Genomic DNA, 21,303 nt, shown 5'->3' with positions numbered 1-21,303 from the left:
TACATTGTCAAGTCTGTTTCTCAGACTTTGTTTGGGTTTTCTTTGTCTAAGTCAACCCGGCTTACTTTCACTTCTTCTTTTCGAAGTGTGATGTGTTGATTTTCGTGGGTTTCGTGCCTGCGTTTTGTTACGTGCAGTTCCTCTACCAGCTTCAGGCGCTTCACAACAACCAGTTCTTCCTTTAGTACAGGAATGATCATTACTTCGCCTTCATGGCGAACAGGGGGTGGAGGCGTATCAACGTATTCATTTATCGGAACCCGCTCAACACTTACTTCCTCATGAACAGTCGGGACATCTACCGTAACTTCCTCCTCGTGCACATCTTTATGTACATGCACGCTGCCTGTCTCTACAGTTTTTTTGTCTATCCTGACCTGTTCTTCTACTACAGGAATCATCTCAGGCTGCTGCCTGTCCCGAGCATTTCTGTCTGCTGTGTCTGTCTCCCTCACCGGCTTGCCGGCAAGGTTGTCAGGCTCATTTGTAACTGTTTTAGAGTTGCTGTTCAGTGTCCCGCTTTCCCTGAGTTTCTGCTCAAACTCAGATTGTATTTTATTTGATGAATCCTTCATTTTATTTGAGTATGGCCATATAAAAATATAGCTTTGCCGAGTTCTTGATTATTAAACTTTCTATATTTTCTTACGGCGCTAAGTAGTAATTGTTGGGAAAAATACGGAATCAGTACAATGAGAGGCTGTAGGATGCAGGCTTGATTTCTCCTCTTTCTCAGTAGATTGTACCCATACTTGCTGCTCCAGGATCGGCACCAAAACATAGGTATGTGGTGAATCCAGTGCAATAAATAAGCGAGAATGTAGCAATTAAGTGGGTTAAAGAAGCAGAAACAGGAGGTAAGGACAGGCCACGGTGAGACACCTACATGTTGCTCGTAATTTATCGGAACAAGAAAGTGAAAGCATTGCTATGTACTAATACGTAGGTGTTTTTTTCTCTTCTGCCCGTTGCCATATTATCTGATGAAGCCACTCCTGAAACTTTATCAGCTGCCGGGGACCACCTTCCTCATGCTTCACCCGCTTTGCCTCTTTGCCAGCCTCAAAGAAAGTAAGGTAGGTGGAGGAAATATCACTCCACTGCGTGAGGTACCTGTCTTGTAACTTCTTATAGTCTAAAGCCGCAATTTCTCGTTTCAGTTGTTGCAGTTCTTTATCCGACAACTGTAGCTGTAAGGTATCCTGGGCGAGTGCGTTTTTAAATTCAACAAACGAGATGCTGCCGTTATCATAGATAGTGGCGTTATAGGCGGGGCAGTTGCCAAGGCAGGGTGTTTTCTGAAAGAGCAAAAGCAGTTCTTTGTCCTGAGCTGCGGCTGCGTTAGGCATTCCTTTTCCCGTGTTACAACTCATGACAAGCATCCACTGGAAGCTTATGAGGAAGAAAACAACTACTCTTCGCATGTTCGTTTTGCTATTTTACTTCCGTATCAGTCAGCTTTCGGAACTGGTCGTCTTCAAAGATATAAGCTTCAGGCTCACAGCCACGGCATTCATTGTAGTTAAGGGTTGAATCAGGCGGATTGATGATAAAAAGGCGGCTATCCGGTGCATAGCTTGCTCCTGCACTGCTTTGTAGTTTGTCCAGCACCTTGCCGTTTTCCCTGTCTACCACATAATGCTGCTGGCAGCTGGTGCCACAGCCAACTGTTACCACCGTATACCTTCCAGCGAAATTTATACCTGCTTCCAGGCCTTCTCTCAGGGCTCTCCGGTAGGTGCGGGTGTCGGCGTGGCTGCTTTCGTCCAGAGGAGCTAGTCTGCCCCTGTACATGTCGCCTACGTCATACCGCCCGCTGCGCTCGTACTCTTCCATCGTGATGCGGTACCGCTGGTAGAGGTCCGGGTTCTGGTTGTCCGAGATTGGCATGGTCACCGAATCCTTTTCCAGTTGTTTGGCCAACTCCGGGTGCGTGCTGGCAATAGAGCCCTCTTCTGTGTTAGACTGGCAACTGACTATAGTTAGCGACAAGAGGAAAAAGAGCAGCTTCGCTGATTTAGATTTCTGTAACATCAAATTCATAGTACCTCTACATACGGGCCATGCACAAGTATAGCCAATAAAAAAGCCTCTCCGCATCCGGAAAGGCTTTTTTTATATAGATGTATAGGCTAAGCTTATTTCTTTGCTTTACGCTTCAGTTGCTCTTTCTCAGAGGCCTGACGCATTGCTTCCTGCATACGCTCGGCAAAAGAAGGCCCACCTGTTTTTTTCTTCTCCTTTATCTTGTGCTTGTTCTCTTCCAGTTTCGCTCTTACTGTGCCTTCATCTACAAACGCGCGGATAGCAGCCTGCTGACCAAATGTTACAATGTTAGAAACGAAATAGTAGAAAGAAAGACCAGCAGGGAAGGAGTTCAGCACGAACATGAAGATAACAGGCATCAGGTAGCTGTAAAACTTCATTGGGCCCTGCATGGTGTTCATCTGGTTGTTAGACCAGGTATATAGGATGGTAGAAGCTGTCATGAGCAACGTAAACATACTCACGTGGTTGCCATAAAACGGAATCGTGAACGGCAGCCTGGCAAACACATCGTAAGTAGAAAGGTCACTTGCCCACAAGAATGCCTCCTGGCGCAGTTCAATAGAGTTCGGGAAGAAGTTGAACATCGCAAACAGGATAGGTATCTGCAGCAGCATTGGTATACAGCCACTCATCGGGTTTACCCCCATCTCCTGGTAGAGTTTCATCGTCTCCATCTGCGTCTTCTGCATGTCTCCATCATTGCGCTCCTTGATGGCGTCAATCTCTGGCTTCAGCACCTTCATCTTCGCCATCGAGATGTAAGACTTGTAAGTCAGCGGGAAGAGAATGGTTTTAATGTAGAGCACCAGCAGCATGATGATGATGCCGTAGTTGGTGATGTAGTTCTCCAGGAAGTCGAAGGCAGGGATGATCAGCCACTTGTTTACGTAAGAGAAAATTCCCCAGCCCAAGTCAAGGTTCCTGTCGAAATCGTTGCCGATTTGTTTCAGGATGTTGTAATCATTCGGGCCGAAGTAGAACATAAACTCCCCGTTGCCTGATAATACATCCTGTGCTGGTATCTGAATCTGGGAGGCCAGGGTTTTCACAACAGTGGTATCAGCCTCATCCACAGAAGTCTCCATTTTGGCGCCGGCAAACTGGTTGCCAGCAATAATACCCGCTGTAAAGAAGTTCTGCTTGTTGGCTACCCACTTTAGTGGTTGCTCTACTGTTTCTGTTTCCGTTGTTTCCGAAATAGAAAGGTAGTCAAAGTCCTCTTCAGCAGTATAGTAGTTGATAGTTGACTTTGCCCGGTTCTGCTTCAGGTCACGCTCCAGTTGCTTCAGCTTGTCAGTCCAGGTGAACGTCATGGTATTTCCACTTACCTGATTTGCCAGACCTTCGAAGTTAAGCTTGTAGCCCATCAGGAAGTTCTCATCATACAGCGTATACACCTGCTCAATATACTGGCCATTGCCCAGTTGCGCCTGGAAAGAGATTGTTTTGCCCGAGATGCCGTTCTCCCCCTGTACCTCTCTTACATCAGAAGCTGTAAAATACAAATCTGAAAACTTCACCGCTTTCCCATCATTGGTGGTGAAGGCGATATCTGTATTGCTGCTTTCCCTGTCGAAGAGCACCAGTGTGTCGCCCTGGTACGTTTTGTAGTTCTTCAGCAGCACTTCCTCTACCTGTCCGCCTTTGGAGCTGAAGGTAACGCGCATGTTCTGGTTTTCGAGAGTTGTTGTTGTCGCCTCACCGGTTGCGGCAGCGCCAAAAGCACCCAGAGCGCTAGCTCTGCGGGCCTGTGCCAGCGAGTCGTCTTCCACAACTGCTGTTTGCTGCAGTTGTTCTACCTTGGCTGTGTCCTGTATAACCTCCGCTTGCTGGGCTGGTTCCGGACTTGAAAAGAAGAACGTGTATGCCAGTAGCAACACGGCAATCAATCCAAAGCCAATTGCTTGATTTCTATCCATTTACTAAAGTTTGAAGTGTTATTTGTGCTTATTTAGATTTAGCGTTATTAATGGCCGCTTTTACAAACTTTACAAAAAGCGGGTGAGGGGTCAGCGCGGTACTCTTTAACTCCGGGTGATACTGTGCCGCAACAAACCAGGGGTGGTTCTGCAGTTCTATAACTTCCACCAGGCCTGTATCCGGGTTGATACCGGAAGCAACCATGCCTGCCTCTTCAAAGGCGGCCAGGTACTTGTTGTTGAATTCATAACGGTGCCTGTGGCGCTCCGTAACTTTAGACTTCCCATAAATAGAATAAGCCTTAGAACCTCTTTTTAGTTCACAGGTATAGGCGCCTAATCGCATTGTTCCGCCCATTTGTGTCACCTGTTTCTGGTCTTCCATCATGTCGATGACAGGGTGTGGCGTGTCCGGGTGCATCTCAGTAGAGGCGGCACCCTCTAAGCCCAGCACATTTCGTGCAAACTCCACTGCGGCACACTGCATGCCCAGGCAGATACCCATGAACGGTATATTGTTCTCCCGCACAAAACGGATAGCCTCTATCTTTCCTGCAAACCCCCGCTCGCCAAAGCCGGGTGCCACCAAAACAGCGTCCATGTGCTTCAACAGCGTGGGAACATTGTCGTTGTTAAGGTTCTCGGACTGGAACCACTTGATGTTGACTTTGCACTCATTGGCAGAACCCGCGTGCACAAAAGACTCTATAATAGACTTATACGCATCCGGCAGTTCTACATATTTACCTACCAGTGCAATGTTCACCTCAGCGGTAGGGTTCTTTAATCGCCCCAGGAAGTCTTTCCAGCTATCCAGGTTTGGTTCTGCCTTGTGTGGCAGCTTCAGTTTGCTGATTACGCGCTCATCCAGCTTCTCTTTTCGCATCAGCAAGGGTACGTCGTATATCGTTTCAGCGTCCAGAGACTCAATTACCGCGTTTGTTTTCACGTTACAGAAAAGCGCGATTTTCTTGCGCATTTCTGCAGGAATAGGGTGCTCTGAGCGGCATACCAGTATGTCCGGCTGAACACCAGCCTCAGATAAGGTGCGCACGGAGTGTTGTGTTGGCTTTGTCTTCAGTTCGCCGGCTGCCCGCAGGTAAGGCACCAGTGTCAGGTGAATCACAGCGGTTTCGTGCACACCCAGTTCCCAGCGTAACTGGCGCAAGGCCTCGATAAACGGCAGTGACTCGATGTCACCCACACAGCCACCAATTTCTGTGATCACAATGTCAAACTCTCCCGTCTGCCCTAAAAGCAGCATGCGGCGCTTTATTTCGTCTGTGATATGGGGTATTACCTGTACTGTTTTGCCCAGATAAGCTCCCTCGCGCTCCCGCGTAATCACATGGTTGTAAATGCGCCCGGTGGTCACGTTGTTTGCCTGTGATGTAGGGGTATTAAGGAAACGCTCGTAGTGCCCGAGGTCCAGGTCGGTTTCAGCGCCGTCTTCGGTTACAAAGCATTCGCCGTGTTCGTAAGGGTTCAGCGTGCCCGGGTCGATGTTAATGTAAGGGTCGAATTTTTGAATAGTTACAGAGAAACCTCTCGCTTGTAGCAGTTTAGCAAGAGAAGCGGAAATGATACCTTTTCCGAGAGAAGATGTTACGCCGCCTGTAACGAATATATATTTAGTAGCCATAAGTTAGGGTAAGTCTTATGGACTGCAAAGGTACGGTAATTATTTTATTATCCTGACGATTATCCAACAGATGTAACAGCACTTAGGATATCTTTCTTAATATTCAAGCTGATTGCAGAATTATTCAGCAGCAGGGGCGGGGCTGGTTCGAATGCTGGTACGACAGGTTTTTCCTGCAGGTTATCTGGTTTACAACCCATAAGAGACAGTATCCTTAACAAATTTAAAGCGCACAAATACTATAAAACAAAACCGCCCCAATCATAGATTGAGGCGGTTCATTCCGTTCAGTTGCAACTACAGCTTAACTATTGGGGTCAAGTATTGCGTCGATGCGTACCACGGCATCCTGCAGGTGATACTTTGTCATGGTGTCTTTGGTCTTTGCCAGCGAGCCTTTTATCTGGTTACGCAGTGTGTTCAGCTCTCCACGTACCATCGGGCGGATATCAGACTGCGACACTTTAACAGGGGTAGCCCCCATAAAAGAACGTGCTCTGCCTGATACCTCAGCCGGCTCTTCCTTCATCAGGTATTCCATGCGCTCTATATAGCCACGCTGCAGGTTGCGGCGGTACATGTCGATGGTCTTGCCTGTGGCTATTTCTGACCAGATACCGGTACGTAAATCAGCCATCATTTCCGGCAGGGTGTAGGTTTTGTTGCCCAACATTGCCTGCGCCTCCAAAATGCGCGCCATACGACCTGGCTCCAGCACGTTGTTCAGCACGTTTACCTGTGCGTTACGCACACGGTCAACTGTACCGGCAGACTCAATTTTGCGCAGGATGTTTTCGTCCAGCATCCAGGTAGGGGTGGCAAAGCTCTGCTCGTTCAGGAACTTCATCGCCCGCTGCTGCTTCTCCTTCGGCACGGTGCTGTAAACGTCACCTTTCTGATCGTAGGTCTTGTAGTTTTCGTACACGCCGCCAATGTTGCTGGTCACGTGGCCCATGTAGCGGTTCCACTGGCCCAGCACCTGCAGGTACATTTCCTCCAGGTCACTGTAGTCCTTGTTGTCCTCGGCTGTCCAGGCAATCAGGTTTGGTACAACACGCTTCAGGTTGGCAATACCATAGGCGCTGGCCTTCATGGCGTCGTCGCCGAGATCTTCTGTCTGGGACGATGGATCTGTCGGGCGCCCCATCTGCCGTCCAAAGCGGTACATCGGGTCATTTTCATGCTCCTTGATCCAGGCGGAAAGCTTTTCTGTGTTGTCTGAGCCGTTTTTCTCCGGGAAGTAGGTATAACCCCATTTAACAGCATGTTTATCATACACACCTATGGCAGGCATCAAAGCTACGCCTTTGTCTTCGGGCTGTGCCACATAGTTAAAGCGGGCATAGTCCATAATGGAAGGGGCAGTACCCATTGTTTTAGTGAATTCCGGGTCACGCAGCTTTTCTACCGGGTAAGCGGAGCTGGAGCCCATGTTGTGCGGCAAACCCAGGGTGTGGCCTACCTCGTGTGCGGCCACAAAGCGAATCAGTTCACCCATCACCTCGTCTTTGAACTTTACGCCACGGGCATCCGGGTTAACGGCTGCTGTCTGGATGAAGTACCAGTTGCGCAGCAGGTTCATCACGTTGTGGTACCAGCCGATATCGCTTTCCAGGATTTCACCGGAACGCGGGTCGTGCACGTTAGGGCCGTAGGCGTTCTGCGTTTCAGAAGAGAAGTAGCGGATAACGGAGTAGCGGACATCCTCCGGGCTGAATTCCGGGTCTTCCTCGTATGAAGGCGGGTCTTTGGCCACAATGGCATTTTTAAAGCCAGCCGCTTCAAATGCTTTGTTCCAGTCCTGTACGCCCTGCTTCAGGTAAGGGCGCCATTTCATCGGGGTGGCCGGGTCGATATAGTAAACAATCTGCTTCTTGGGCTCTACCAGTTCGCCACGGGTGTAAGCTTCTTCGTCTTTTGGCTCCAGTCTCCAGCGCACAATATACTTGCGGGTAGCCGCACGCTGTTCATCTGTGCCATAATCAGTTTGAGAAATAGTGAAGTAACCCACACGCTGATCAAATTTGCGGGCAGCCATCGGGTTCTTCGGGAGCAGTACCATGGAGTGGTTCAGTTCCAGTGATATGGTACCTGTCGTTGAATTAGATGGGGCATCCGAGGCGTCGTATGTCATGAGCGAGCGCGCCTCAATGTTCAGCGGGAAGCTTTTAACACTTTCAATGAAGGATCTCTTATCATCCAGCTTCTTCACCTTGTATTTGTCGCGGCGGTCTTTGTCCAACCCGAGGGCAGGCACATCCTTCGAGAAGAAGTCTGTTACCTCTACCACCTGTGTTCCCTGCCCGTACGCTTTAATGTCGAAGGCCTGTACAACAGGTGCTAAATTAGAATTCTGAATGGAGTTAAAAATCTCCAGTGTGTCTGCGGCAACGTTTTCAGTAGAAATCACGCGAAGCAGCACACGGTTCCCTTTTTTCTCCCAGCGCAGCATCTGCGTGTTCAGTTCTTCTCCACCATACCCGATGTTATTAGCGGTTTTGGCAATGCGGCTCACCATCAGCATGTCGCGGTTCAGGAGCGTGTCTGGTATTTCGTAGAAATACTTTTCATCCATGCGGTGTACCTTAAAAAGACCATCGTCTGTCACAGCTTTCGCCGTAATCACCTCGGCATAAGGCTTTGGGGCACCGTCATCTTTCTTAGCTGGTGTACTGGCAGTAGCCTCTTGTTTGGCTTTGCCTTTTTTCTTGTCCTTCTGGGCTGTGGCAGGTGAGGCCAGTGTGCAACCTGTCAGGAGTAGCGCTACAATGGGCGCGCAGTGTAATTTTTTACGCATCGGGTTTGTTAAGATTGGTTTGTTAGGTTGGTTATGTGTTAGGTTGATAATTCGAAAATAGAGATTTGTGTTGAAACTTCTACTGCCGCTGCAGCTTTTGTTAAGACTCCTCGCTGCGTGGAAGGTTTAACGGGAAAAACAAATTGTTTTTCTCTTTGAAGGAAGAAGAGGAGCATAAGGTTCCGGTGAGGGGCATTTTGCAACATTGCGCTGCCTGTTTTTTAGAATTCGATGGTGAATTGATAGCCTTCCTGCTTGTCATGCTGGTAAAGAAGGCTGGACACGGAGATGCCGAGCAGGCGTACCGGGTATTGCGGCAGCTGCGGTGCGCGCAGCAGGTCCCGGGCAATGGTGAAGATGGCATCAGCAGAATAAAATTCGCTGAGGTAGGTTTTGCTGCGGGTATTCTGCGTAAAATCAAAGTACTTGATTTTGACCGTTACCGTTTTGGCGGTTGCTTTCAGCCGTGCCATGTCCTGGGCCACTTCTTCTGCCAGGTACTGCAGGCGATCCAGCATGTCCTGTTCCTCTGTCAGGTCCACATCAAATGTGCGCTCTGACCCTATAGACTTACGGATGCGGTGCGGCTGCACTTCCCGGTCGTCCTGGGCACGGGAGATGCGGTAGTAGTAACGGCCTACCTTCCCGAAGTTACGCACCAGTTCCTGCTCTGAACGCTGTCGCAGGTCGGCGCCCGTCGCAATGCCCATGCTTTGCATTTTGGCTGCTGTCACTTTGCCGATGCCGTGGAATTTTTCGATGGAGAGCCCTGCAACAATGTCTTCCGCTTTATCCGGCGTAATAAGCGTGAAGCCATTTGGTTTGTCCATATCAGATGCAAGCTTCGCCAGGAACTTATTAAAGGAAACACCCGCCGAGGCGGTTAGCCCCGTTACCTCAGTAATTCGCGCTTTGATTTCTTTCGCTATGATACTGGCGGACGGCATGCCAATTTTGTTTTCCGTCACATCCAGGTACGCCTCATCCAGCGACAGGGGCTCAACCAGGTCAGTGTAAGAAAAGAAGATCTCCCGGATTTGCCGCGACACCGCACTATAAACCTCAAAGCGTGGCTTCACGAAGATGAGCTGCGGGCAGCGTTGTGCCGCAATTTTAGAGGCCAGGGCCGAATGCACACCAAACTTACGTGCTTCATAACTGGCTGCTGCCACCACGCCCCGTTCTCTTGAACCACCCACCGCCACAGGCTTTCCACGAAGCTCCGGGTTGTCACGCTGTTCCACCGACGCAAAAAAAGCGTCCATGTCTACGTGGATGATCTTTCGGATGGTTTGGTTCAAGGCAGGACGGTTAATAAATGGCAATTTACAAAATAACAGCATTCGTACGCCTATAAGCAGGTTCACTTGTCCTGCGGTACCCCTGTAAAGACGGAATTACCCGTATAAACTTTTTTAACCAACCAGTAAAGAATAAAACAGGATGAAAACACCTATCAGAATACCGCTTCTTGCGGTCTTTGCAACAGCTATGCTCTGGAGCTGCAGTGAGTCGCGGCAAACAGTTGAGCAGGCTACCACCGCTGCCACTTCTTATAACCCGGATGCCGATACCGTTGCCACCGCCGTCAACCAAAACCTTGTGCTCCCGGCACCAGACACTACCCACCGGGCTGAGAAGCGCAGCGAAACCATTGGCTGGCCAGCAGGCAAAACGCCCGTGGCCCCCGCTGGCTTTACCGTCAGCCGGTTTGCATCTGATTTGAAGCACCCCCGCAGGATATACGTTGCTCCGAACCAGGACATTTTTGTGGCAGAGTCAGATGACGAGGAGAAAAGCGCAAATCAGATTACGCTGCTCCGCGATACAAACCACGATGGGCAGCCCGAAACAAGGGAAGTATTCCTGTCGGGGGTGAAACAACCGTATGGTATGCTAGTACTGAACGGCTATTTCTATGTGGCGCTGGTCGATAAGCTGGTGCGGTACCCTTACAAAGAGGGGCAGACAAAGATGACAGCCAAAGGAGAGCAGATTCTGAGCCTGCCGGCCGGTGGTTATAACCACCACTGGACACGCAACATCATTGCCAATCCACAGGGCACCAAAATCTATGTGTCCGTTGGTTCGGCCAGTAACGTGGGCGAATACGGTATGAAGGAAGAAGAACGCCGTGCCAATATACTTGAGATAAACCCAGATGGCTCTGGCGAGAGGGTGTACGCCAGTGGCCTGCGCAATCCGGTCGGCATGGATTGGGAACCGAACACCAATGTGCTGTGGACAGCGGTGAACGAGCGCGATAAAATAGGGGATGAGCTGGTGCCGGATTATTTAACCAGCGTGAAAGAAGGCGGTTTTTATGGCTGGCCCTACGCTTATTTTGGCCAGAACATCGATCCTCGCCGCAAAGGGGAGCGACCAGATCTGGTGCAGAAAACAATTGTGCCGGATGTGCCTTTAGGAGCGCATACCTCCTCTCTTGGCCTGGCTTTTTATGATGGCGCTACCTTTCCTGACAGGTATAGGAACGGGGCTTTTGTGGGACAACATGGCTCCTGGAACCGTTCAGAGTTTGCCGGATACAAAGTATTGTTTGTGCCGTTTCAGAACGGGAGGCCCAGCGGAAAGCCAGAGGATTTTCTGACAGGTTTCATTGCAAACGCAGAGCAGAATGAAGTGTATGGAAGACCGGTAAGTGTCGAAGTAATGGCAGACGGTGCCATGCTGGTATCCGACGATGAAAGCGGAACTATCTGGCGGGTCACGGCTCAGCAATAAAAAGTTTGTGCTACTTTCTTTTGAACAGCAGGCAGGACAGCCGTATAGGTACTAGAAGTAACAACCAATAATCAATAACAACAATAGCTATGAAGAAAGTACTTTTTGTATTAACCTCTCATGACAGACTAGGCGATACAGGGCATAAAACCGGATTTTGGGTAGAAGAGTTTGCCGCTCCCTACTATGTGCTGTCTGATGCAGGCGTAGACATAACTTTGGCATCACCGGCAGGAGGCCTGCCGCCGATTGACCCGAGCAGCGAAGCACCTGGTGCCCAGACAGAAGCCACCAAACGTTATTATGACGATAATCAGTTACAGGAGAAACTGTCCCAGACCGTGAAGCTGAGCGAAGTTAAAGCGGATGACTATGATGCCGTTTTCTACCCGGGTGGGCACGGCCCGCTGTGGGACCTGACCAACAGCGAGGATTCCATCAGGCTGATCGAGCGCTTTGCCCAGCAGAAGAAACCAATAGCGGCCGTATGCCACGCGCCGGCTGTGCTCGCAAAAGTTAAAGGGCCGGACGGTGAGCCGCTGGTAAAGGGCAAGAATGTAACTGGGTTTACCAACACAGAAGAAGAGGCTGTGAAGCTGACAGAAGTAGTGCCTTTTTTACTCGAGGACAAACTCAAAGAACTAGGTGGCCATTACTCCAAGGTAGAAGACTGGCAGCCGCATATTGTCCGTGACGGGATACTGATAACCGGTCAGAACCCTGCTTCATCAGAAGGTGCAGCAGAAGAGTTGCTGAAACTAATGAACAGGTAGGAAGCTTTTTGTTGAATTATTTTCAAATCCCGCCAGGATGTTTTGCCCTGGTGGGATTTTTATGTTAAACAGCTTTGTGCTCTAGATGTAATGACCATACAAAATCCCACCACTGAAAGCAGGTCAAGCGTTTATTCAGAGAAAGAGTGGAGCTGAAGAAAGCCTTCTTTTATGTGCTTCAGCTGCAGGAAGGCTTTCGGAGCAGGCTTCTGGAAAGCTCTGAGCTTAATTCTTTACCTGATTTCCAACAAACCCCTTACTTTTGTGGTTAAGGATAACTATATATCACATAGTAACACAAATGGCTACTCTATTAGATTTAATAGGCAACACCCCCATGGTGGAGCTGCAGCATATAAACACAAAACCCGGTGTTAAACTCTACGCAAAACTGGAGGGTAATAACCCTGGCGGTAGTGTGAAAGACCGCGCCGCCTACGGCATGATAAAGGGAGCGCTGGACCGGGGCGAACTGAAACCGGGTGTAAAACTGATTGAGGCAACCAGTGGCAACACCGGCATCGCACTGGCCATGATTGCGCGTCTTTTTGGTGTGGAGATAGAGCTGGTGATGCCAGCAAATGCGACAAAGGAGCGGGTGCTTACAATGGAAGCCTATGGCGCCAAGGTGACACTTACAGCCGCTGAAAACTCTATGGAAGGGGCGATTGATTATGTAAATGAGAAAGTGGCGCAGGGAGGTTACCTTTTGCTGAATCAGTTTGCTAACGAGGATAACTATTTAGCGCACTATAACTCCACGGGGCCTGAAATATGGCGGGATACCGATGGCGAAGTCACTCACTTCGTTTCTTCTATGGGTACTACGGGGACCATCATGGGCGTTTCGCGCTACCTGAAAGAGCAAAACAGCCAGGTGCAAATTGTGGGTACACAGCCTGTAGAGGGTTCACAGATACCGGGTATTCGCCGCTGGCCGCAGGAGTACCTGCCTAAGATATTTGAGAAAGAGCGCGTGGATATAACCATCGATGTGTCGCAGGAAGAAGCCACGGCGATGACCAGGCGCTTAGCTAAAGAGGAAGGTGTTTTTGCTGGTATGAGCAGCGGCGGGGCTGTGTTTGCGGCCACTAAACTGATAGAAGAATTGGAAGAAGGAGTAGTGGTCTGCATTATTTGCGACCGCGGTGACCGCTACCTGTCCTCAGACCTTTTTGCCTAGGCGCAGGCAGGAAATAAATTATTGCCTTAAGCCGGACAAGCAGCTCGCAACTGCCTGTCCGGCTTTTTTTTTGCGCTAGGGGCTATCATATATTTATAACTGGTTTTGAGGTCACGACGAATAACCAAGTGGTAGTAACATTACCTTGGCTTTAAATAAACCTTGCCTGCATCACAATTTTCAAACATTAAAGCAAATTGAGGAGTTAAAATAAGACTCAGGCGGTATACGGCGCTGTAAGTGTACTAAATCGCCTGTCCTGCTTGCTATTTTATATGTACCTACATTAAATTAGCAGGTGTCCAAACAAAACCGAATACTGACAAAGATGAGAAAGATAAAAAAGAAACATAAAGCCATTAGCGCTCCTATCGGAAACCTGATTACGTACCGGGCCCTTCCGACGCGGGAGGTGGAGTACATTGATCCGTTCCTGTTTCTGAACCACCACGGTCCGCAGACTTATCAACCCAATAACACAGGGCTGCCTTTCGGACCGCACCCGCACCGTGGTTTCGAAACCCTCACCTTTATTCTGGAAGGAGACATCATGCACCAGGACACCGGTGGCGGCAAAAGCGTGATTGAAAAAGGCGGCGTACAATGGATGACGGCTGGCTCGGGCCTGATACACGCTGAAGTTTCCTCAGATAAATTCAAGCAGGAGGGTGGCCCCATGGAAATCCTGCAGTTGTGGTTTAACCTGCCAGCTAAATATAAGATGGTAAAACCCAACTACATTGGGTTGCAGCAGGACCAGATACCAACAGCTACAGAGCATGATGGTAAAGTGAAGGTAAACGTTATCTCAGGCAAATGGGGAAATGTGCAGGGGCCAATTGAATCACTAGGTGGTATAGATATGACAAGTATCGAGCTTCAGAAAGGGGGGACCTTTACGACACAGGTGGCTGCCAAACGGAATATTTTTTTCTATGTGGTGCGCGGAAAGGTAAATGTAAACAATGAGCCGGTAGAAAAGCTGCACCTGGTGGAATTCGACAATGATGGAGATGAAATAAAGGTGGAGGCTCTGGAAGATGCTGTCATACTTTTTGGCCACGCCGTTCCTTTCAACGAGCCTGTTGTGGCACATGGTCCTTTCGTGATGAATACAGAACAGGAAATACAGGAAGCTTTCCGGGACTACCAGCTGGGAAAAATGGGCAGCTGGCAGGAATAAGCCTCACTGCTTGTATGGCATCATGAAGGCTGCCAGCATATAGACGCAATGGCACTTTTTAAGTGTTACTAATTGTATACATATTAAACAGAAGCGCCCCTGCCAAATATGCTGGCAGGGGCGCTTCTGTTTAGATGCTACTTCTGTTAGTTACATCCTATTTCTCCGCTTCCAATCGGGGCACCAGGTGCTAGTTCTTTGTGTTGCGGAAGCTTTACGGTTTCCATGCCCGGCTTTTCGATACGCTCCAGGGCGTAAATAAGGTGTGCCTTGTAAGGGCTGTCACCCATGCGGCGGGTCTGGCGCTGGAGGTAATCTTTCAGGTTATTCAATGTCAGGTTTGCCACAGCGCGTGCCTGGTAAGAGGTGTTCTCATTGTAGGCCAGTGCCAGCAGGTGCGTTAGCATAACCTGTTCCGTTTGCTGTTGCACCTGTCCTTCCAAGCCATTTTTGCGGGGCGCTTTGAAGGTGGTTTTCACCAGTTGCTCGGTTACATCGCTAAGACCTAACGTGTTGTTTCTTGCCTGCAACTCAACGAGCCGCGCTGCGCGCTCTGGTTGCAGTAGCAGGCTAAGGGTAAAGTCAGCCGAGGCCTCGGCTGCAGCCAATGGATCGAACGTAAGGCCTGTGCGCTTATTGAACAGTTCGCGTGAAGGACGGTAGCCAGGCGGGCGTGGCGGAATCAGTTTGATGATATGCTCCGGCACAGTGAGTACCTCCGGCTGCAGCGTGGCCAACAGCGCATCTAGCGCTTGCTGTTGTGTTTTTTTATCCAGGGGCTCTGTTATTGTTTGCTTGTCTCCGCGAACAGCATAAGTATAATTTACGCCACCTACTAATTTGGAGGTAGCCTCTGTCTGGTAGCGGTGGTAATTATATATCGGTACCAGTACATCCTCTAGCAAAGCATAGGGCACCCCCGGCTTTATATTGTCAGGAGAGAAATTCTGCAGCGCTTTCTGGCGCACAGCAAGCACATGCTTCAGTTCTTCCGCGGCATCCGGACCATTATCCCACAGGTGGGCCTGCGGGTGCGCGCCACCCGTGGCTCTTGCATCGCGGTCAGAGATAAACTGCAATCCCCGATCAATGCCGGCCAGCAGGATTTTATTCAGTGCCTGCTCCTCGATTGCCTCCTGCGGGAAGTCCTGGTAACCATAGGCAACTGCTACTTTGTCCCATTCCCCGATGCCGGTGGCATAGGCGTTGGATAAGTTCAGGTTGCCGCCTTTGTCCAACTGTACCAGCGGGTGCGGGTAATCCATAACCGAGGCGCGGTCGCTCACGCTGGCGGCATAGTTGTGCATAATGCCCAGCGTATGCCCCAGTTCGTGCGCCGACAACTGCCGGATACGGGCGAGCGCCATCTTCATCATTTCCTCTGATGCAGGTTTTCCATCCGGGTAAGGAGACAACAGCCCTTCCGCAATCAGGTAGTCCTGTCGCACGCGCAGAGAACCCAGCGAAACATGTCCTTTTATGATTTCCCCGGTGCGCGGGTCTGTGACCGTGGCGCCGTAAGACCAGCCGCGTGTGCTGCGGTGCACCCACTGAATCACATTATAGCGCACATCCATAGGATCGGCAGAGTCAGGCAGAATTTCCACTTTGAACGCATCTTTGTAGCCGGCAGCCTCAAAAGCCTGGTTCCACCAGCGGGCGCCTTCCAGCAAAGCTGTTCGGATTGGTTCCGGTGCACCATTGTCTACATAGTATACAATGGATTCCACTGCTTCTGAGCGGGCAGCACCCGGGTTCTTTTTCTGCAGGCGGTGGCGGGCAATAAAACGTTTCTCTATGTCTTCACCTACAGGCGTGGCATAATCATAATAGGTGATGCCGAAGTAACCTGCCCGCGGATCCATTTTACGGGGCTTGTAATTGTTATCCGGAAGTTGAATAAAGGAGTGGTGCTGTCGCATGGTCAGGGCCTGCACGTCCGGGGCCACTTCGCGAACATAACGGCCTGCATCCTCGCCACCGGTAAAGGTGAGCATGGCTTCGAACTCTGTGTTTTCCGGGAAGTTTTTGGTGCGGGGCAGGTAGAGGGCGGAGCGGCTGGCATCGAGCCGGTAATTACCCTGCCTGCTGCCCTTCAGGCTTCCAGTCACATCATGGGCGTCGCGGAGCAGGAAGTCAGTGGCATCCACTAATACACGGCTGCCTTCTTCCGCCTCTGCTTTGAAGCCCCATAGCACAGACTGCGCAAAAGACTCTTCCACGGCGCGGGCTTCGTTTTTGTTTGTGGTGTTGGCGCGGTAGCTTAAGTTTGGTTGTACCAGCATGACTTTAGGACCGATTTTTCGGAAAAAAACTACCCGCTCGCCACCTAGTTGCCCCCGGTCCAGCCCTATATCATTAGATCCTAATCCGGCGGCGAGGGAGTTCACATATAAAAAGTCAGTATTAAAGCGGTTGATTTCAAGCCAGACTTTTCCTGCGGTTTCATCCCAGTAGAAGGTAAAGAAGCCGGGGTAGCGTTTCATGCCTTCTGTTTTGGAGGCAATGCTGGGCAGCTTCTGAGCTATTGCTACATGGGCCATAAAAGGCAGCAACAGCAGCAGTAGACTGATTTTGCAAAGGGTGTTTCTCATGTTTATTTGTTGTTGAAAAAAGGAATTGGTCCTGTAAGTTACTATTTTATCAGCATCCCAAAAACTGAAAGGCAATGGTACGCAGCAGGCAATATTGCTTTTGAAAAAACACATAAATGAAAGTGGGGGCTCCCTCACAAGGATTCGTCATCATCAATAGAAAAGAGCTGCACAAGGTCTAAAAAATAATGAAGCAGGAGCACGGGCAGATTCAATGTTCAACCATTGTGCTAATCTTAAGGTAATGAGCAGGATCTGTGACTACTAAAACATTATTTCCTCTATATTTAAGCTTCACTATTGTAGTGAGTACTCAGATACAAACCCAGTATTTCGCTGTGTAACTTGTTTTTGATTAATTAAAACTTTATACTTAATCGTTCATTTCTCATGCTGCGGTTCCTGAATGCCTTTTTGGTACCTCGTGCTACATCATGACAACTTTTATTCTACTTGACCTTTTATAGCTAATCACCCTGAATTATGGCTGAAAATGTATATGATGCAATTGTAGTAGGTTCCGGAATATCCGGCGGTTGGGCTGCCAAGGAGCTTACCGAGAAAGGCCTCAAAACTTTAATGCTGGAGCGTGGCCGGAACATAGAGCACGTGAAGGATTATGTAAATGCGACCAAGGCCCCTTGGGAGTTTGAACACCGTGGTGGCCGCACACAGGAAATGATTGAAAATTACCCTGTACTAAAGCGGGACTATGTGCTGAATGAGCGAAACCTGGAATACTGGGTAAACGAGAAAGAGAGCCCCTATGTCGAGGTGAAGCGCTTCGATTGGTATCGCGGCTACCATGTGGGAGGAAGGTCCCTGATGTGGGGCCGCCAGAGCTACCGTTTAAGTGACCTGGATTTCGAAGCCAATGCAAAAGACGGCATTGCTGTGGATTGGCCAATCCGTTATGCTGACGTTGCCCCCTGGTACAGCTACGTAGAGCGCTTTGCAGGAATCAGCGGCTCCAAAGATAATATCCCGCACCTGCCAGATGGAGAGTTTATGCCTCCGATGGAGCTGAACTGCGTGGAGAAGGATGTGGCTGCGCGCCTGAAGGAACATTATAACAACAACCGCCACATGATTATCGGGCGGGTTGCGAATCTTACCCAGCCTCACCATGACAGAGCCAACTGCCAGTATCGTAATGCCTGCTGGTTGGGCTGCCCGTTTGGTGCCTACTTCAGTACTCAATCTGCTACTTTACCGGCTGCCATGGCTACCGGCAACCTTACCCTGCGTCCTTTCTCAATCGTTACCCGCGTTCTTTATGACAAAGACACGAAGAAAGCGAAAGGAGTAGAGGTGCTGGACGCGGAGACGAACCAGACGTATGAGTACTTTGCCAAAGTTGTGTTCCTGAATGCTTCTGCACTGAATACTGCCTGGGTACTGATGAACTCTGCTACAGATGTATGGCCAGAAGGCCTGGGCAGCAGCAGCGGTGAGCTGGGCCACAACCTGATGGACCACCACTTCCGTACAGGGGCTACCGGTACGGTAGAGGGCTACGAAGATAAATACTACTACGGCCGCCGTCCGAACGGTATCTATATTCCGCGCTACCGAAACATCGGAGACGACAAGCGCGACTACATCCGAGGATTCGGGTACCAGGGTAGTGCCGGTCGTGAGGGCTGGAGCCGCGAAATTGCCGAGATGAATGTCGGTGGCGAGTTCAAAGACGCCCTGACAGAGCCAGGGCAGTGGACTTTCGGTATCAACGGCTTTGGCGAAACCCTGCCTTACCATGAAAACCACATCAGGCTGGACAAAAACACAAAAGATAAGTGGGGGCTGCCCGTGCTGGCCATTGATGCTGAGATAAAGGAAAACGAGCGCAAAATGCGCAAGGACATGAGCGAGGATGCCAAAGAAATGCTGGAGATAGCCGGTCTGAAAAATGTGAAAACTTACGATGCCGGTTATGGCTTTGGCCAGGGGATCCACGAAATGGGAACGGCCCGCATGGGAAGAGACCCTAAAACCTCTGTGTTAAATGCCAACAACCAGGTGTGGGATGCACAGAACGTTTACGTAACAGATGGCGCTTGTATGACCTCTGCAGGCAACCAGAACCCATCCCTCACTTACATGGCGCTTACCGCAAGGGCAGTAGATCATGCGGTAGGAGAACTGAAGCGACAAAACATTTAAGCCAGAGGGCTTAACTGTCCGATTTATAAGTGCATAAGAATAAGGTTATGTCTGAAGAAAAAGCATCCGGCTCAGCCGCAAGCAGTTCAAGAAGAAATTTCATAAAAGCAGGCGCTGTGGCAGCAGCCGGTTTCATGATTGTGCCACGCCATGTGTTGGGAGGCCCCGGCTTCCTGGCACCCAGCGATAAGTTAGTGATAGCCGGTATTGGTGTTGGCGGTAAAGGGGAAAGCGATCTGGCTAGTTTTTATAAGAGCGGGAAAGCCGATATCGCTTACCTCTGCGACGTAGACGACAGAAGAGCGGCCAAGTCCCGGGCTAGTTTCCCGAAGGCGAAGTATTACAAAGACTACCGCGAAATGCTGGACAAGGAGGCAAAACACATTGATGCCGTTTCCATATCCACTCCAGACCATAACCATGCGGTGCAGGCCATGGCTGCGATGCAGCTGGGCAAGCACGTTTATGTGCAGAAGCCTTTAACGCATGATATCTACGAGGCCCGTGCCCTCACCGATGCTGCCAAACGCTATAAAGTGGTGACCCAAATGGGAAACCAGGGTGCTTCCGGAGACGGAGTGCGCCAGTTACGCGAATGGTATGATGCCGGTGTGATTGGCGACGTGCATACCATCTATGCCTGGACAGACAGACCGGTTTGGCCCCAGGGTATTTCATGGCCTACCGGCAAAGCTGAAGTGCCCCAGGGTTTGGACTGGAACCTGTGGCTGGGTACTGCCCCGGAAAAGGAGTATGTTGAAAAGCTGGTGCCCTTTAACTGGCGTGGCTGGTGGGACTATGGCACCGGTGCACTCGGCGACATGGGTTGCCACCTGATCGAAGCCCCTTTCAGTGTGCTCGGTCTGCAATATGCCACTGATGTACAGGCCAGTGTGGGCAGTGTGTACGTGGATGAGTTTAAGCGCGGGTACTTCCCGGAAAGCTGTCCTCCGTCCAGCCACGTGACCCTAACGTTCCCTAAAACAGCCAAAACAAAAGGGCCCGTAAAACTTCATTGGATGGATGGCGGTATACAGCCGGTACGTCCGGAGGAACTGGGACCAAATGAACTGTTTGGCGACGGCGGAAACGGCACCTTGTTCATTGGTACGAAAGGCAAAATGATGTCCAGTACTTATGCTGCCAATCCACGCCTGCTGCCGCTTTCCAGAAACGAAGAAGTAAAAGTAAAGAAAACTTTATCGCGTGTTCCAGGCGGTGCCGACGGGCATTATGCGCAGTGGGTGGAAGGTTGTATTGCAGGGTACGGCAAGAAAGAACTGAGTGCACCTTTCGAAATCTCCGGACCACTAACAGAAGCCCTGCTCATGGCAAACCTTGCTATTAGAGGCTACGACATCAGAAAACCTAAAGCTTCCGGCGAAGGGTATGACTATCCGGGCAGATCAGCAAAACTGCTCTGGGATAACAAGAACATGCGCATCACCAATTTCGATGAAGTAAACCAGTTCGTGAAGCGAGATTACAGAAATGGCTGGAGCCTTGGAGTTTAAAAAAAAACGGCACAGCAAAAATGATATTGCCGTGCCCCAAAACGAAACAATTTATTAACGCTGTCATTTAAAACAACATGAACAGACGAGAAGCTATATCAGCCGTAGCCTGGTTAATGGGCGGTACTTTGATCAGTGCCGATCTCCTGGTATCCTGTACTTCCAGAAAACTGGAGGTAAGTGATTTATTTCAGCAGGAGCAGGTTGCGCTATTAAACGAAGTTGGTGAGACTATTCTGCCTGCTACTGATACACCCGGAGCCAAGGCGGCTAACGTAGGGGAGTTTATGGCGGTTATGGTGAGAGACTGCTATTCCGCAGAAGATCAGCAAGTATTCACCGAGGGCATTAAAAAACTGAATGATGCCAGTGATGAGCAGTTTGGAAAAAGCTTTATGGAGCTGAACCCGGAGCAACGCACTACCCTGGTGAGAGCGCTCGATAAGGAGCAGCAGGAGCACATGCGAACAAAAAAAGAAGGGGATCCGAACCATTACTTCAGGATGATGAAAGAACTTACGCTGTTGGGATATTTTACCTCTGAGGTTGGTGCTACCCAGGCGCTCCGTTTTGTGGCTGTACCAGGCCGCTACGATGGCTGTATGCCGTACAAAAAAGGCGACAGAGCCTGGGCTGTTTAGCGGGCTGCACCATTCTATACATGAACATTTATCTTTTGCGCCTGCTTAATGCGTAAAGGGTAAATGTTTTATTTACAGCTTATTACCTTTTACAAAATAAAAC

The 21,303-nt window shown here is 49.9% G+C and carries 15 protein-coding genes; 7 read left to right on the top strand and 8 right to left on the bottom strand.

The genetic code is table 11. The features are described from left to right. Window positions 1-20: 20 nt before the first annotated feature. From ACYVB1_RS02055 to dinB, 7 genes are all read right to left on the bottom strand, one after another. Window positions 21-575, bottom strand: coding sequence for a YsnF/AvaK domain-containing protein (locus tag ACYVB1_RS02055; protein WP_460919989.1), 555 nt, complete (start codon window positions 573-575; stop codon window positions 21-23). Between the two features lie 360 nt (window positions 576-935). Further along, window positions 936-1,424 carry a DUF6438 domain-containing protein gene (locus tag ACYVB1_RS02050; protein ID WP_460919987.1) on the bottom strand — a complete coding sequence of 163 codons (489 nt, stop codon included), beginning with the start codon at window positions 1,422-1,424 and terminating at the stop codon, window positions 936-938. A 10-nt stretch (window positions 1,425-1,434) separates the two neighbouring features. After that, a complete protein-coding gene (locus ACYVB1_RS02045; RefSeq protein WP_460919985.1) occupies window positions 1,435-2,043 on the bottom strand; it encodes a hypothetical protein in 609 nt (202 codons plus the stop codon). 95 nt (window positions 2,044-2,138) lie between these two features. Further along, window positions 2,139-3,968 carry a membrane protein insertase YidC gene (gene yidC, locus ACYVB1_RS02040; RefSeq protein ID WP_460919983.1) on the bottom strand — a complete coding sequence of 610 codons (1,830 nt, stop codon included), beginning with the start codon at window positions 3,966-3,968 and terminating at the stop codon, window positions 2,139-2,141. Between the two features lie 28 nt (window positions 3,969-3,996). Next, on the bottom strand, window positions 3,997-5,610 hold the full coding sequence (locus tag ACYVB1_RS02035; protein WP_460919981.1) for a CTP synthase: 1,614 nt from the start codon (window positions 5,608-5,610) through the stop codon (window positions 3,997-3,999). Between the two features lie 304 nt (window positions 5,611-5,914). Further along, window positions 5,915-8,407 carry a zinc-dependent metalloprotease gene (locus tag ACYVB1_RS02030; protein WP_460919979.1) on the bottom strand — a complete coding sequence of 831 codons (2,493 nt, stop codon included), beginning with the start codon at window positions 8,405-8,407 and terminating at the stop codon, window positions 5,915-5,917. A 221-nt stretch (window positions 8,408-8,628) separates the two neighbouring features. Continuing rightward, window positions 8,629-9,750, bottom strand: a complete 1,122-nt coding sequence (gene dinB, locus ACYVB1_RS02025) for a DNA polymerase IV (RefSeq protein ID WP_460919977.1) — start codon at window positions 9,748-9,750, stop codon at window positions 8,629-8,631. 100 nt (window positions 9,751-9,850) lie between these two features. Here dinB and ACYVB1_RS02020 point away from each other — a divergent pair, with 100 nt between their 5' ends. The 4 genes from ACYVB1_RS02020 (at window position 9,851) to ACYVB1_RS02005 (ending at window position 14,288) form a co-directional block, all read left to right on the top strand. Further along, window positions 9,851-11,149: a PQQ-dependent sugar dehydrogenase gene (locus tag ACYVB1_RS02020; protein ID WP_460919975.1), complete on the top strand. Its 1,299-nt coding sequence runs from the start codon at window positions 9,851-9,853 to the stop codon at window positions 11,147-11,149. Window positions 11,150-11,238: 89 nt separating this feature from the next. Then, window positions 11,239-11,922 carry a type 1 glutamine amidotransferase domain-containing protein gene (locus ACYVB1_RS02015; RefSeq protein WP_460919973.1) on the top strand — a complete coding sequence of 228 codons (684 nt, stop codon included), beginning with the start codon at window positions 11,239-11,241 and terminating at the stop codon, window positions 11,920-11,922. A gap of 301 nt (window positions 11,923-12,223) precedes the next feature. Then, window positions 12,224-13,105: a cysteine synthase CysM gene (cysM, locus tag ACYVB1_RS02010; RefSeq protein WP_460919971.1), complete on the top strand. Its 882-nt coding sequence runs from the start codon at window positions 12,224-12,226 to the stop codon at window positions 13,103-13,105. A gap of 328 nt (window positions 13,106-13,433) precedes the next feature. Beyond that, window positions 13,434-14,288 (top strand): pirin family protein, encoded by an 855-nt coding sequence (locus ACYVB1_RS02005; protein WP_460919969.1) that lies wholly within the window; start codon window positions 13,434-13,436, stop codon window positions 14,286-14,288. 146 nt (window positions 14,289-14,434) lie between these two features. Here the strand turns inward: ACYVB1_RS02005 and ACYVB1_RS02000 are convergent, their stop codons facing one another. After that, window positions 14,435-16,882, bottom strand: a complete 2,448-nt coding sequence (locus tag ACYVB1_RS02000; RefSeq protein ID WP_460919967.1) for a zinc-dependent metalloprotease — start codon at window positions 16,880-16,882, stop codon at window positions 14,435-14,437. Between the two features lie 483 nt (window positions 16,883-17,365). On the opposite strand from ACYVB1_RS02000, the gene ACYVB1_RS01995 reads away from it, so the two are divergent. The 3 genes from ACYVB1_RS01995 to ACYVB1_RS01985 all read left to right on the top strand — a co-directional run bounded on the left by ACYVB1_RS01995 (window position 17,366) and on the right by ACYVB1_RS01985 (window position 21,200). Continuing rightward, window positions 17,366-19,045, top strand: a complete 1,680-nt coding sequence (locus tag ACYVB1_RS01995; protein WP_460919965.1) for a GMC oxidoreductase — start codon at window positions 17,366-17,368, stop codon at window positions 19,043-19,045. Window positions 19,046-19,092: 47 nt separating this feature from the next. Next, window positions 19,093-20,559 (top strand): Gfo/Idh/MocA family protein, encoded by a 1,467-nt coding sequence (locus tag ACYVB1_RS01990; RefSeq protein WP_460919963.1) that lies wholly within the window; start codon window positions 19,093-19,095, stop codon window positions 20,557-20,559. Window positions 20,560-20,636: 77 nt separating this feature from the next. After that, window positions 20,637-21,200 (top strand): gluconate 2-dehydrogenase subunit 3 family protein, encoded by a 564-nt coding sequence (locus ACYVB1_RS01985; protein WP_460919961.1) that lies wholly within the window; start codon window positions 20,637-20,639, stop codon window positions 21,198-21,200. Window positions 21,201-21,303: the final 103 nt, after the last annotated feature.

The organism is Pontibacter brevis, assembly GCF_054779655.1.
This window is presented reverse-complemented; position numbering and strand designations above follow the sequence as displayed.